Origin of the sequence: Flavobacterium cupreum, assembly GCF_003996965.1 — a bacterium.
Taxonomy (GTDB): Bacteria; Bacteroidota; Bacteroidia; order Flavobacteriales; family Flavobacteriaceae; genus Flavobacterium; species Flavobacterium cupreum.
In genome coordinates, this window is record NZ_QWDM01000002.1 from 440,024 (window position 1) to 454,128 (window position 14,105).

General features: G+C 36.5%; 9 protein-coding genes. 5 read left to right on the plus strand and 4 right to left on the minus strand.

Going from position 1 to position 14,105, the window contains the following annotated elements:
* Positions 1-564: 564 nt before the first annotated feature.
* From hutH to D0817_RS04570, 3 genes are read left to right on the plus strand one after another with little or no spacing between them, the layout of a single operon-like run.
* Positions 565-2,079: a histidine ammonia-lyase gene (hutH, locus tag D0817_RS04560; RefSeq protein ID WP_127337220.1), complete on the plus strand. Its 1,515-nt coding sequence runs from the start codon at positions 565-567 to the stop codon at positions 2,077-2,079.
* 48 nt (positions 2,080-2,127) lie between these two features.
* A complete protein-coding gene (locus D0817_RS04565) occupies positions 2,128-2,772 on the plus strand; it encodes a DUF47 domain-containing protein (protein ID WP_056250900.1) in 645 nt (214 codons plus the stop codon).
* Positions 2,773-2,804: 32 nt separating this feature from the next.
* Positions 2,805-4,139, plus strand: a complete 1,335-nt coding sequence (locus D0817_RS04570) for an inorganic phosphate transporter (protein ID WP_127337221.1) — start codon at positions 2,805-2,807, stop codon at positions 4,137-4,139.
* 182 nt (positions 4,140-4,321) lie between these two features.
* On the opposite strand, the gene D0817_RS04575 is transcribed toward D0817_RS04570, so the two are convergent.
* The 3 genes from D0817_RS04575 to D0817_RS04585 all read right to left on the minus strand — a co-directional run bounded on the left by D0817_RS04575 (position 4,322) and on the right by D0817_RS04585 (position 8,899).
* The gene (locus D0817_RS04575; RefSeq protein WP_127337222.1) at positions 4,322-4,837 is read right to left on the minus strand and encodes a DUF421 domain-containing protein; all 516 of its coding nucleotides are present in this window, start codon (positions 4,835-4,837) and stop codon (positions 4,322-4,324) included.
* Between the two features lie 4 nt (positions 4,838-4,841).
* A complete protein-coding gene (rimK, locus tag D0817_RS04580) occupies positions 4,842-6,209 on the minus strand; it encodes a 30S ribosomal protein S6--L-glutamate ligase (RefSeq protein WP_127337223.1) in 1,368 nt (455 codons plus the stop codon).
* Positions 6,210-6,352: 143 nt separating this feature from the next.
* Positions 6,353-8,899 carry an ATP-dependent Clp protease ATP-binding subunit gene (locus D0817_RS04585; RefSeq protein ID WP_127337224.1) on the minus strand — a complete coding sequence of 849 codons (2,547 nt, stop codon included), beginning with the start codon at positions 8,897-8,899 and terminating at the stop codon, positions 6,353-6,355.
* A 257-nt stretch (positions 8,900-9,156) separates the two neighbouring features.
* On the opposite strand from D0817_RS04585, the gene gyrA reads away from it, so the two are divergent.
* Entirely contained in the window at positions 9,157-11,796 is a 2,640-nt protein-coding gene (gyrA, locus tag D0817_RS04590) for a DNA gyrase subunit A (RefSeq protein ID WP_127337225.1), read from the plus strand.
* A gap of 46 nt (positions 11,797-11,842) precedes the next feature.
* A complete protein-coding gene (locus D0817_RS04595; RefSeq protein WP_127337226.1) occupies positions 11,843-13,111 on the plus strand; it encodes a tetratricopeptide repeat protein in 1,269 nt (422 codons plus the stop codon).
* A gap of 267 nt (positions 13,112-13,378) precedes the next feature.
* On the opposite strand, the gene D0817_RS04600 is transcribed toward D0817_RS04595, so the two are convergent.
* On the minus strand, positions 13,379-13,798 hold the full coding sequence (locus tag D0817_RS04600; RefSeq protein WP_127337227.1) for an OsmC family protein: 420 nt from the start codon (positions 13,796-13,798) through the stop codon (positions 13,379-13,381).
* Between the last annotated feature and the right edge of the window lie 307 nt (positions 13,799-14,105).

The window sequence follows — 14,105 nt, forward strand, 5'->3', positions numbered from 1 at the left end:
GTATAGATAACCAGGATTATATGTAAAAATGTATACCCCTAAGGGGTAGTAGTTGTTGTAGTAGAAATTGTGGTAACAGCAATTGCAACTCTTGTTTGAGTTGTCATTGCAGATTGATATTTTACGCTGTTACTTTTCATTTTGGTTTTTCAAAAGTACAGTTTTTTATAAAAGTTAAGAACCTTAATTTTCTTTTTACGAATATTTTAATAATTTAAATCTCATGAAATTAATATTGAGTATTTGTCAGGATTGAATATCATAAATTGATGGATTCGTATATTTAGACTTGTTTTATTTGGTGTTTGAAGAAGTTAACCGGTTGATTTTTAATAAAAATGTTTGACAATAAGACAGGTTTAGTCTATAAGACTAATAGGAAATTGTCGTTTTAGCTTTTTTGTTATTTCAGTTTTATAGTAAAAAAGCACTTATTGTCTATAATTAGTATTATGAAATAAATAAAAGAGAAGAATTTGTTTCTGCCAAATTTTAATTATTATGAACAAATGTTGCTTTTTAATATTGATTTGCTGAATTTTGGCGTCTTAAATTATAAACACCATGAGAGAAATCCACTATATAAGTACAGAAACCTTAAGTTTAGAAGCTTTACAAGAGATAATCGTCAATCAGAAAACGCTTGAATTATCTGAGGAAGCAAAAGTAAATGTTCAGAAGTGCCGTGATTATTTAGATAAAAAGATGGCGACACACTCTGAGCCGATTTACGGGATCAATACAGGTTTCGGATCACTTTATAGTGTAAAAATTTCTTCCGAAAATTTATCAAAACTTCAGGAAAACCTGGTAAAGTCACATGCTTGCGGAACCGGGGAAGAAGTGCCTGCTGAAATTGTAAAATTGATGTTGTTACTGAAAATTCAATCCTTAAGCTATGGACATTCCGGAATTCAGTTGCAGACCTTAAATCGTTTAGTCGATTTTTATAACAATGATATCTTACCTGTAATATATACGCAGGGATCGCTTGGAGCTTCAGGAGATTTAGCTCCGTTGGCACATTTATCTTTGCCTTTATTAGGAGAAGGCGAAGTCCTTTTTGAAGGCAGAAAAGTACATTCAGGTGAAGTTTTAAAACATTTTAACTGGGAACCAATTGTTTTACAGTCTAAAGAAGGTCTGGCTTTATTAAACGGAACACAATTTATGAGTGCTTACGGAGCGCATATTTTACTCAAAGCGTATAAATATTCGTACCTGGCAGATTTAATCGGAACCATTTCTCTCGAAGGTTTTGACGGAAGAATAGAACCCTTCAACGAATTGATTCACTATATCCGTCCTCACAAAGGACAAATTGTAACGGCACAGCGCATTAACGAATTTCTGGATGGAAGCGAAATTATTGTTCAGGAAAAGAAACATGTTCAGGATCCGTATTCTTTCCGTTGTATGCCGCAGGTTCACGGTGCTTCAAAAGATGCCATTGATTATGTTCGAAAAGTATTCAAAACAGAAATCAACTCGGTTACCGATAATCCGAATATTTTTATAGAAGCAGATCAGATTATTTCAGGAGGGAATTTCCACGGACAGCCTTTGGCCTTAGCCTTAGATTTTATGGCAATTGCTTTGGCGGAATTGGGAAGTATTTCTGAAAGAAGAACCTATCAGCTGATTTCAGGATTGCGAAATCTTCCGGCATTTCTGGTAGACAATCCGGGATTGAATTCAGGATTTATGATTCCGCAATATACAGCGGCAAGTATAGCAAGCCAGAACAAACAACTGGCAACGCCAGCCAGTGTAGATAGTATTGTTTCCAGTAATGGTCAGGAAGATCACGTGAGTATGGGAGCGAACGGAGCGACAAAAGCGTTGCGTGTGATGGATAATCTGGAGCGCATTCTGGCAATTGAATTGATGAATGCTTCTCAGGCTATCGCTTACAGAGAGCCGTTGAAATCAAGTGAATTTATTGAAATGTTTTTAGGAAGTTACCGGGAAGTAGTGCCTTTGGTTAAGGAAGACAGAATCCTGCATTATGACATTCAGAAAACCGTTGAATTCCTCAATAGTTTCCAAATTGAAAATGATTTGTTAACAATGGCTTAACATTGCAAAATAATATTGAAGTAATTTTGCACTATCAAAAATAAAAAAATGTCAATAAACAGTATATTCCAATTTTTAGTGCCGAAAGACAAAAAATTCTTTCCACTTTTTGAAGAGGCTTCAAGCAATTTAATTGAATTAGCTTCTAATTTACACGAAGCTGTAAACCTTCCATTAAAAGAAAGAGAAGTTCTTTTTCAGAAAATTGACGAATTAGAGCAAAGGGGAGAAGACATTACACGTCAGACCAATTTGGAATTAAGCAGAAATTTTATTACTCCGTTTGACAGAGAGGACATTCACACGTTAATTACTTCCATCGATAACGTAGCCGATTATTTGCATGGTGCTGCGAGCAGAATGAGACTGTATCAGGTAGACAAGATTACAAAATCTATCAGAAAAATGACAGAAATCAATCTTGAAGCTTGTCAGAACATTGATAGTGCCGTAAAAGAATTGAGAAATTTAAAGAATTTTAAAGTCATTAAAGATGCTTGTGCCAGAATTAACAAACTGGAAAACAAGTCAGATAACGTTTATAACAAAGCAGTTTTTGAAATTTTTGAAAACGAAACAGACGCTAAAAATATTATTAAATATAAAGAAGTTTTATCTGTTTTAGAATCAGCTACAGACAAGTGTAAGAGCGTTGCGAACATACTGGAGTCTATTTCTGTAAAACATTCTTAAATTCAATTTATTTCATTCTGAAGTTATAATTTATGACGCTACTTATAATTATTATAGTATTAGCTTTAATTTTTGATTACATCAATGGTTTTCATGATGCGGCAAATGCTATTGCTACAGTTGTTGCGACAAAGGTATTGACGCCTTTTCAGGCCGTACTTTGGGCAGCATTTTTTAACTTCCTGGCTTACTGGGTTTTCGGATTTGGTGTGGCGGATACTGTTGCAAAAACAGCGCATACCATGGAAATTAACCTGGTTGTAATCCTGGCCGGTGTCATTGCAGCAATTTGTTGGAATTTATTGACCTGGTGGCTTGGAATTCCTTCCAGCTCTTCACATACTCTTATTGGTGGTTTTGCCGGAGCTGCGGTGGCTCATGCTATAGCAGTACACGGTTTTTCGGGTTATGCAGGCGAAGATGGAACTACACATTACTGGTACGAAATTGTAAGCTGGTATAAAGCTGGTAAAGATGGCGGAATGCCTTCGGGAGTTTTGATTATTATTGCTTTTATTGTTTTAGCACCCTTATTAGGAGCCCTGGCTTCGTATTTGATCTCGATCTGGTTGTTAAATGCATCTCGTAAAAGTATCTATCCTAAAATATTTACAGTAGCATTAATGATTGCCACTGTTTGGCTGGTAAGCAGCTTAATGGTTCCTTATTCTGAAATTGATAAACCAAGATTCGACTCCCATTTTTGGAGTGTAGCTTTCGATCCGCATAATATTAAATGGTTTCTGGTGGCTTTTATCATCTTAACCGTAAGTGCATTTTGTTTGATATTCAGTAGTCTGAATTTACATCAGGCAGATGCAGCTTTGAAGAAAATGCAATTATTGTCTTCTGCGGCCTTTAGTTTAGGACATGGTGGAAATGATTCTCAAAAAGTAATGGGTATTATTGCTGCAGCCGTAGCGGTATATATCCACACTAATCCGGGTGTTCATATGGCATCCTGGTTAGATGTTGTATTGCCAAACGATGATTTGGGTATAAAAGGAGTAATGCCGGGATGGATTCCGTTAGCGTGTTATTCTGCCATTGCAGCCGGAACTTTGAGTGGTGGATGGAAGATTGTGAAAACAATGGGATCTAAAATCACAAAAGTAACTTCATTTGAAGGGGTAGCTGCTGAAACTGCAGGAGCTTTAACGCTTTATTTTACAGAGCATTTAAAAATTCCGGTAAGTACAACACATACCATTACAGGTTCTATCATCGGGGTTGGTTTAACAAAACGTGTATCTGCAGTTCGCTGGGGAGTTACCGTGAGTTTGATTTGGGCGTGGATCTTGACTATTCCTATTTCAGCATTATTGGCGGGATTGGTTTATTTTATTCTAAGCGTCTTTATTTCGTAAAATGATTATTGTAAAATGTGAGATGTAAATCGCATTTTGTCAACATAAAAAAAAAGCTGGTTTCGATTTGAAACCAGCTTTTTTTTATGTGAAATTCGAATATTTAAAATTCCAAATTCCAAAAATGAAACACACGGCAAGCATTGGAATTTGGAATTTTAAATATTGAAATTTCAATTTTGTTATTTCCTGAAATTCTTATGATTGTGTTTTCGTTTGTAATGGGTCTGTTTTAAATCTTTACTTTTTGAAATTACACTAATTGTACCGTCAATTTCGAGCATACAAAGCTTTACATCGTTAAAATGCTCCAATCCATGCTCACGCATCGCTTCTTTTAATTCGTCGTTGGAAATGTCTAATTTGCTTAATGATTTAAAATCTAATTTTCCGTCGTGAATTAAAATTTCAGGTTTGTCTAGCAAAAGATTGTTCAGGATCTGGTATTTGTGTGTTAGTTTTTTGATGATAAAATTGATTACAAATAGAACCAGCGCAGCAACCAAACCTCCCCAAAGACTGGTATCAGGGCCAACCATCGCATTCTGAACCGAATTACTAATGAGTAAAATCAGGATAATATCGGCTGTATTGAGCTGGGAAAGTTCCTTTTTGCCAAAAATGCGAAGCGCGATGGTCATAAAAAAATAGACCGCCGCACTTCTGCCAATAATATCAAGATATGGGAATAATGTCATTGAATTATAACTTAAAGTTCTTCTCAATCGCTCTGATCATTTCCCCTGCAATATCTTTGTTAGTTGCACCTTCGATTCCTTCAAGACCCGGCGATGAATTTACTTCAAGCAATAAAGGGCCTTTGGAAGAACGAATGATGTCTACACCGGCCACTTTTAAATCCATTGCTTTTGCGGCTTTTATGGCTATTTTTTTCTCTTCAGCTGTTACTTTTATAACAGACGCCGTTCCTCCAAGATGTATATTGGCTCTGAATTCGCCCGGCATTGCTTCACGCTGCATGGCAGCAACTACTTTTCCGTCGATAACAAAACAACGAATATCCTTTCCGTTGGCTTCTTTGATGAATTCCTGAACTAAAATGTTTGCATTTAAACTTTTGAATGCATTAATAACACTTTCTGCCGCTTTTTTGGTTTCAGCTAAAACAACGCCTTTCCCTTGGGTTCCTTCCAGTAATTTTACGATTAACGGAGAGCCGCCCACCATTTTGATCAGATTGTCAGTATCTAAAGGAGAATTGGCAAAACCGGTTGTTGGAATGTCAACACCGCTGTTTAATAACAATTGCAGCGAATATAGTTTATCGCGTGATTGTGTGATGGCAGTAGCAGAATTCAAACAGAAAACCTTTAAAGCTTCAAACTGACGCGTTAACGCACAGCCGTAAAAGGTAATACTCGGTCTGATTCTCGGAATAATAGCGTCAAACTGATTCAGGATTTTTCCGCCTCTGTAATGAATTTCAGGAGTCTTGGCATCCAGTTTCATATAACATTCCTTAATGTTTAGAAAATGCATCTCATGGCCGCGCATTTCACCGGCCTCCATAATTCTTTTATTGCTGTACAATTCAGGATTACTGGCTAAAAGTCCGATTCGTAAACCGGAAGTGGCTTTTTCCGAATTTTGATATAATTCTTTTAATGATTCCGTAGTGGGTTGTCCTAATAAATATTTTTCTTCCGGATCAACAAGTACGCGCCCGCTCATGGCTTCTCGGCCTAAAAGCATTCTGAAACCCATTGAATCACGATTGGTCAACGTCATTTCTATCGGCCATTTTACATCACCAATTTTAAGGTTGGTCTGTATTACATAGCGATGTTCCCTAAAACCGCTTGAGCTTTTTACAATTCTTTTATCGACCAGCGGAGCTTCACAATGTATGATAGTTTTGATATTATTCTGAATCGGATTAATATCAAATTTTACCCAATTGGCATCATTTTTTATAAAAGGAGCTATGTTTATAGCGTGCATTGCCGAGGTTTTGGCACCGGAATCTACACGAGCTTTGATTGTTGGGATCCCTAATTCAGGGAATGAGCACCACTCTTCGCTACCTAAAATGACTTTGTTTTGAAGCATATAGTATGATTTGTTTTTATAGTATTTAATAGCCAAAAATAGCTATTTGCTTTTACTAAAGGTAGTAATTTATCTAAAAAAAATACCCGTTATGTTATGAAAACGTAACGGGTAAATTAACATTGTTATAAATTTAAACTAATTTATGGATTAGTTGGCTCTTCGGCTTTGTGTATTTCTACAGAAAGTTCCTGAGAATCATCTTTCAGATCCATTAAGATTTCATCACCGGAATGTATTTTTGAAGTAATGATTTCTTCTGCCAGTAAATCTTCAACGTATTTCTGGATTGCTCTTTTTAGAGGTCTCGCACCAAATTGTCTGTCAAAACCTTTCTCAGCGATAAATGCTTTCGCTTTATCGGTAAGATTTAAAGTGTATCCTAATTCAGCAATACGGGAATATAGTTTTTTAAGTTCAATTTCGATAATCAAATCAATGTCAGCTTTTTCTAATGCATTGAAAACGATAACATCATCAATTCTGTTTAAGAATTCAGGAGCAAAAGTTTTTTTCAATGCATTTTCGATAATGCTTTTTGAATTATCATCAGCCTGGGCTACTTTAGCAGCAGTACCGAATCCGACACCTTGTCCGAAATCTTTCAATTGGCGTGCACCAACGTTAGAAGTCATGATAATGATCGTGTTTTTAAAGTCGATTTTGCGGCCTAAACTGTCTGTCAGATATCCGTCATCCAAAACCTGAAGCATCATGTTGAATACATCCGGGTGTGCTTTTTCGATCTCATCCAAAAGTACCACACAATATGGTTTTCTGCGGACTTTTTCAGTCAGCTGACCACCTTCTTCGTAACCAACATATCCCGGAGGCGCTCCCACTAAACGGGAGATCGCAAATTTCTCCATGTATTCACTCATGTCGATACGAACTAACGCATCTTCAGAATCGAATAATTCTTTTGCTAAAACTTTTGCTAACTGTGTTTTACCAACTCCGGTCTGCCCTAAGAAAATAAACGAACCAATTGGTTTGTTCGGATCTTTAAGTCCGGCTCTGTTACGCTGAATAGAACGTGCAATTTTAAGAACAGCTTCGTTTTGACCAATTACTTTGTTCTGAATCAATTCAGGTAATTTAGCCAGTTTGTTGCTTTCTGTTTGTGCAATTCTGTTTACCGGAATTCCGGTCATCATAGAAACAACATCTGCTACATTATCTTCGGTAACTTCAATTCTGTTGTTTTTAGAATCTTCTTCCCATTGTTCCTGTGCGACAGCTAAATCTTTTTCGATACGTTTTTCATCATCGCGAAGTTTGGCTGCTTCTTCATATTTTTGTTTTTTAACAACCATATTTTTGTTTTCGCGCACTTCTTCCAACTGACGCTCCAGATCTAAAATCTGTTTCGGAACATCGATATTGGTAATGTGTACACGGGAACCAGCCTCATCAAGGGCATCGATAGCTTTGTCCGGTAAAAAACGCTCAGACATATATCTGTTGGTCAATTTAACACAAGCTTCAATGGCTTCCTGCGTATAGGTTACATTATGGTGATCTTCGTATTTGTCTTTAATGTTGTTTAGGATAGCAATCGTTTCCTCAACAGAAGTCGGTTCCACAATTACTTTCTGGAAACGTCTTTCTAACGCACCGTCTTTCTCAATATACTGTCTGTATTCGTCAAGAGTTGTAGCTCCGATACATTGGATTTCTCCTCTTGCCAAAGCAGGTTTGAACATGTTGGAAGCGTCAAGGGAGCCTGTTGCTCCGCCGGCACCTACAATAGTATGAATTTCATCAATGAAAAGAATGATGTCGTCGTTTTTTTCAAGCTCGTTCATAACGGCTTTCATTCTTTCTTCAAACTGACCGCGGTATTTTGTTCCGGCTACTAAACTGGCCAGGTCCAGGGTTACCACACGTTTGTTGAAAAGAATACGCGATACTTTTTTCTGAATGATGCGTAATGCTAATCCTTCTGCAATGGCAGATTTACCAACTCCGGGTTCTCCGATAAGAAGCGGGTTGTTCTTTTTTCTACGGCTCAGGATCTGAGAAACACGTTCAATTTCTTTTTCGCGTCCTACTACCGGATCCAGTTTTCCTTCTTCGGCCATTTCTGTTAAATCTCTCCCAAAATTATCTAAAACCGGAGTCTTGGATTTTTTGTTTGACTTATTGGCCGGATTATTAAAACTACTTTCTTTAAGACTGTCATCTTGTCCTGAATCGTCATTATACGATTCGTTTCTTGGCAAGTTTTCTAAGAATTCTTCTTCGCTTGGAGTCATATTTAAATATTGTTCTTTAGCTATGTCATAATCTATTTTTAGTTTATTCAACAGCTTGGTTGTTGGATCGTTTTCGTTTCGTAAGATACATAACAGCAAATGCGCCGTGCTAATCGATGAGCTTTGGAAAACCTTTGCTTCAAGGAAAGTGGTCTTCAGTGCCCTTTCCGCCTGACGGGTAAGATGAAGATTCTTCTTTTCAGCATTGATTTCAACGCTTTGATTAGCTGGACTGAGTACTTCTACTTTTCTGCGTAAATGATCTAAATCAACAGCAAGGTTATTGAGAATATGAATGGCTTTGCCGTTTCCATCTCTCAAAATGCCCAGCATAAGATGTTCAGTACCAATAAAGTCGTGACCCAAACGTAAGGCTTCTTCTTTACTGTAGGTAATAACATCTTTTACTCTTGGTGAAAAATTATCATCCATAATATATTAATTGTATTGTAAATTTAGTGAATTACTCTATGAAAAACAAAAACCATACCCTTCAGAATCTCATGACAGCTAAGAGACAAAAAAAAAGACAATAAAAGCGTTAAAAAACGCTTAATTTATTAACTAAAACTTAAAATAAAGTTGTTAATAAATCATTGAAATAAGTGTGGGGAAATCGTTATAAAAATTTCAAAAAGGCGTATATTGGCACGTTTTGAAACTAATATAATTATTTAATATAACAACTTATGTCTGAAGGAGAAAAGTTAATTCCTATTAACATAGAAGATGAAATGAAATCAGCTTACATCGACTATTCGATGTCGGTTATTGTATCGAGAGCACTTCCTGATGTCAGAGATGGTCTGAAACCGGTACATCGAAGAGTTCTTTATGGAATGTATGACTTAGGAGTAACTTCAAGATCTGCCCACAAAAAATCTGCGAGAATCGTAGGGGAGGTTTTGGGTAAGTATCACCCGCACGGAGATACATCTGTGTATGATGCAATGGTTCGTATGGCTCAGGAATGGAGCATGCGTTATTTATTAGTAGACGGTCAGGGTAACTTTGGTTCTGTCGATGGTGACAGTCCGGCAGCAATGCGTTACACGGAGGCCAGAATGCGCAAGATTTCAGAAGACATCATGGCAGATATCGAAAAAGAAACAGTTGATTTTCAACTAAACTTTGACGATACATTATATGAGCCAAAAGTAATGCCGACAAGAGTTCCTACTTTACTAGTAAACGGAGCTACAGGTATTGCAGTTGGTATGGCAACCAACATGCCGCCACACAATTTAACAGAGGTTATCAATGGTACTTTAGCTTACCTTGATAATAACGATATTGAAGTTGACGAATTAATGACGCATATTAAAGCTCCGGATTTTCCAACTGGAGGTATAATATATGGTTATGAAGGTGTTCGTGAAGCTTTTAAAACCGGTAGAGGCCGTATTGTCATGCGTGCCAAAGTTGGTTTTGAAGAAGTGGACGGAAGAGAATGTATCATTGTTACCGAGATTCCATATCAGGTCAACAAAGCCGAAATGATCAAACGTACGGCTGATCTGGTTAACGATAAAAAAATTGAAGGTATCGCGAATATTCGTGACGAATCGGACAGAAATGGTATGCGTATCGTTTACATTCTGAAACGTGATGCTACGCCAAACGTAGTTTTGAATACCTTATATAAATTTACATCCTTACAATCTTCTTTTAGTGTCAATAATATTGCATTAGTAAAAGGGCGTCCTCAAATGCTGAATCTGAAAGACATGATTCACTACTTTATTGAGCACCGCCATGATGTTGTCGTTCGAAGAACCCGTTTTGAATTGCGTAAAGCAGAGGAAAGAGCGCACATCTTAGAAGGTTTAATCATTGCGTCTGATAATATTGATGAAGTAATTGCGATTATCAGAGGTTCGAAAAATACAGAAGAAGCCCGTGAGAAATTAATCGAAAGATTCAATTTGTCCGATATTCAGGCCCGTGCCATTGTTGAGATGCGTTTACGTCAGTTAACAGGTCTGGAGCAGGATAAGTTAAGAGCGGAGTATGAAGAATTAATGAAATTAATCGAGCACTTAAAAGCTTTATTGGAAGATGTTAATTTAAGAACTGCTTTAATCAAAGAAGAACTGGAAGAAATTCGTGAGAAATACGGAGATGCCCGTCGTTCCCAAATTGAATATTCCGGTGGAGATGTAAGTATCGAAGATTTAATTGCCGATGAAAATGTGGTGATTACTATTTCGCATGCCGGTTACATCAAACGTACCAACTTGACAGAGTACAAAACACAGAACAGAGGTGGAGTGGGTCAAAAAAGCGCAGGAACAAGAGATCAGGATTTCCTTGAGCACATGTTCGTGGCAACCAATCACCAATACATGATGTTCTTTACGCAAAAAGGAAAATGTTTCTGGATGCGTGTTTATGAAATTCCGGAAGGAAGCAAAACAGCAAAAGGAAGAGCGATTCAGAACCTGGTAAATATTGAAAGCGATGATAAAGTAAAAGCTTTCATCTGTACGCAGGACCTAAAAGACAAAGACTATATCAACAGTCATAACCTTGTAATGGTAACAAAACAAGGTCAGGTGAAGAAAACGTCTTTAGAGAAATATTCTAAGCCAAGGGTTAATGGTGTTGCTGCCATTACTATTAAGGAAGGTGATGAATTACTGGAAGCGAAATTAACTAACGGAGAAAGTCAGATTATTTTGGCTGTTAAATCGGGTAAATTAGTTCGTTTTGAGGAAACTAAAACACGTCCAATGGGAAGAACAGCTTCCGGAGTTCGCGGAATTACGCTAAAAGACGATACTGATGAAGTAATTGGTATGGTTACTGTTGATAAAGAAAATGTGAACGATTCACAAATTTTGGTTGTTACCGAAAACGGATACGGTAAACGTACCAAATTAGTCGATGATGACGGAGAAGATGTGTACAGAATTACAAATCGTGGAGGAAAAGGGGTTAAAACCCTTAACATCACGGAGAAAACAGGAAAACTAATCTCTATTAATGCAGTAACAGATGCTGATGATTTGATGATTATCAATAAATCAGGATTGACCATCAGAATGGCTATCGAAGATTTACGTGTAATGGGTCGTGCTACTCAGGGAGTCCGATTGATTAACCTGAAAGGTAAAGATTCTATCGCTGCCGTAACGAAAGTTATGAAAGATGACGTAGCAGAAGTTATTGTTGACGAAGATGGTAACGTTATAGAATCAGTTATAGAGCGAGTAAAACCGGATCTTGAAGTTCTTGAAGATGATACTGTAGTAGAAGATGATGATGACGATTCTGAAGAAGAAGCAGAAGAGGAAGATGATTCTGAAGAAGAAGAATCTGAAGAATAAAAATAAAGTCACAAAAAAAGAAAATTAAATATACAAATTGAATACTATGAAAAGTAAATATGTAATACTTGCGTCAGCATTACTGATTTCAGTAGCTACTTTTGCTCAAAAAGATCAGATTAAAAGTGCAGAGAAAGCATTAAAAAACGGAGATGCTCAGGGAGCAATTTCTATATTGAAAGATGCTGAAAACCTGGTAGTAAATGCCAAAGATGTTGAACAGGCACAATACTATTTTGTAAAAGGGAATGCTTACCTTGATTTGGCTACTAAAAAAGTAGATGAAAGTAAAAGTTTATCTCTTGCCGCTGAAAGTTATAAAAAACTGATTGACCTTGAAAAAGAGTCCGGGAAGTTAAAATATTCTACTCAGGCCGCTACTTCAATTGCTCAGATTAAAGGAAACTTAATTAATTCAGCTATTGCAGATACTCAGACGAACAAAAATGCTGAGGGAGCAAAAAAATTATATGATGCCTATTTGTTGGATAAAAAAGATACAATCAATTTGTATTATGCGGCTTCAACATCTGTAAATGCTCAGGATTATGATGCAGCTTTACCAATGTACGAAGAGTTGAAAAAACTTAACTATTCAGGAAAAGGGACTAGTTATACAGCTTTGAATAAAGCGTCTGGAAATGAAGACGGATTTAACACTGCCAGTGAAAGAGATTTAGCTGTAAAATTAGGAACACACGAAAAACCTAAAACAGAAACTATTCCTTCTAAAAGAGGAGAGATTTATAAAAATCTTGCTTTGATTTTAGTTCAGAAAGGCCGTATCGAAGATGCTAAAAAAGCAATCGCCGATGCAAGAAAAACAAACCCGGAAGATTCTTCTTTGTTACTTACAGAAGCAAATTTATATCTTGAAACCAAAGATTTCGATACTTACAAAAAATTAGTTGGTGAGGCTTTGCAAAAAGATCCGAACAATGCTGATCTTTTATTCAATCTTGGAGTAATTAGCGGAAATGCTAAAAATCCTGCTGATGCTGAAAAATACTATTTGAAAGCGATCGAAATTAATCCGGCCTATACAAATGCTTACCTGAATCTTGCGGCATTAAAATTAGAAGCTGAAAAACCAATTATCGATGAAATGAATAAATTGGGTAATTCTGCAAAAGATATGAAGCGTTACGATGTATTGAAAGCGCAAAGAGAGTCTGTTTTTAAAGGAGTGATTCCTTACCTTAAAAAAGCAAACGAATTAGATCCTAAAAATGAAGACGTTGCCAAAACATTATTAGGTGTTTATAAAGCGTTGGAAATGACAGCAGAAGCAAAAGCTTTAAAAGCTACAATGTAGTTTTGACTACAGTTTAAAAATTCCAATATTTAAAATTCCAAATTCCAATTATGCTCAGCATCTTTTGGGATTTGGAATTTTTTTATTGTGATTTTCCAGTATGATTCCCAAAATTTGTTGCTTAGGAAGAGTAGGTGTTACTGCAAACAATTTATGAAAGTTGCAATAATTAAAAATTCCAAATTCCAATTATGCTCAGCATCTTTTGGGATTTGGAATTTTTTATTTGGATTTTTTTTGAAGCTTGATCTTTAAAGATAATGTTCCTTAACTGATTAATGTAGCAGAAAGTGTAATAGTAGTATTTAAAAGTTTGGATATCGGACAAATTTCCTTTGCTTTAAGAGCTGTTTTTTCAAACTCTTCCGCTGAAATGGAAGGCACTTTTCCTTTCAGGTCCAAATGAATCAACGTTATTGTTCCGTCTTCAAAAGTCACTGTCGCTTCCGTAGCCAAATCATCTGCGGTAAATCCGCCTTCGTTCAGTAAAAAACTTAATTGCATGGTAAAACAGCCGGAATGCGCTGCAGCAACAAGTTCTTCAGGATTTGTTCCGACACCATCTGCAAATCTCGTTTTGAATGATAATTGAGCGTTGTCAAGTGTTGTACTTTGCGTACTGATGGTTCCTTTTCCCTCCATGCCCGTTCCTTTCCAGTTGGCATTTGCTTTTCTTGTAAATTTCATATCGGTAATTTTTTAGAATTAATAATCGTATTATTGAATTTTAGTTCAAACATAGACTATCAAATATAATCAATATTTTACAGAATTGTTTTATGAAAATTGAGGAAAAATGTTAAGTTTAGGGTTTCGGGATTTAAGTTTCAGGTTTCAGGTCTTAGGTTTCAAGTTCCATGTTTCAGGTTTGAGGTTTCGAATTTCGAGTTTCATGTTTCAGGTTGAAATGAAGTGGAGTGAAAAAGTTAACCGCAAAGTACGCAAGTTTTTTTTGTTTTTTTGATTACGCTTATAAACGCAAAGTCCGCAAGGC

Coding starts and splice junctions, on each gene's coding strand:
- hutH (WP_127337220.1), top strand. CDS start 565: ATGAGAGAAATCCACTATATAAGTACAGAAACCTTAAGTTTAGAAGCT.
- D0817_RS04565 (WP_056250900.1), top strand. CDS start 2,128: ATGTCAATAAACAGTATATTCCAATTTTTAGTGCCGAAAGACAAAAAA.
- D0817_RS04570 (WP_127337221.1), top strand. CDS start 2,805: ATGACGCTACTTATAATTATTATAGTATTAGCTTTAATTTTTGATTAC.
- D0817_RS04575 (WP_127337222.1), bottom strand. CDS start 4,837: ATGACATTATTCCCATATCTTGATATTATTGGCAGAAGTGCGGCGGTC.
- rimK (WP_127337223.1), bottom strand. CDS start 6,209: ATGCTTCAAAACAAAGTCATTTTAGGTAGCGAAGAGTGGTGCTCATTC.
- D0817_RS04585 (WP_127337224.1), bottom strand. CDS start 8,899: ATGGATGATAATTTTTCACCAAGAGTAAAAGATGTTATTACCTACAGT.
- gyrA (WP_127337225.1), top strand. CDS start 9,157: ATGTCTGAAGGAGAAAAGTTAATTCCTATTAACATAGAAGATGAAATG.
- D0817_RS04595 (WP_127337226.1), top strand. CDS start 11,843: ATGAAAAGTAAATATGTAATACTTGCGTCAGCATTACTGATTTCAGTA.
- D0817_RS04600 (WP_127337227.1), bottom strand. CDS start 13,798: ATGAAATTTACAAGAAAAGCAAATGCCAACTGGAAAGGAACGGGCATG.